The organism is Bacillus sp. AFS018417, from assembly GCF_002560985.1.
In the GTDB taxonomy this organism is placed as follows: Bacteria; Bacillota; Bacilli; order Bacillales; family Bacillaceae_G; genus Bacillus_A; species Bacillus_A rhizoplanae.
The window spans coordinates 1-223 of record NZ_NTTM01000149.1 but is presented as its reverse complement, the minus strand read 5'-3'; the positions used below and the strand labels follow the sequence as shown (position 1 = coordinate 223).

At 30.5% G+C, this 223-nt stretch carries 1 pseudogene; it reads right to left on the bottom strand.

The annotated features are described in order from the left end of the window. Positions 1 to 223 (bottom strand): annotated as a pseudogene (locus CN326_RS25325) (tyrosine-type recombinase/integrase); the annotation flags it as partial.

The window sequence follows — 223 nt, the reverse complement described above, 5'->3', positions numbered from 1 at the left end:
ATTTCATATAACCATTTTAAGAAGGACCGAGTAATTCGTAGTTTTCGACTTATCGTTGCTGGTTTATATGCTTCGTTAGATTGATAGGAGATTGCATCTTCAGCAAGCCACTTTTGATAATTACGAATATGTCGTTTTCTTAAATTTATCCATACTTTACCCACATTGAAATTCTCCACATCCATTTGTAAAAATTCTATATGTTCTCGAATAAAAAAATAAA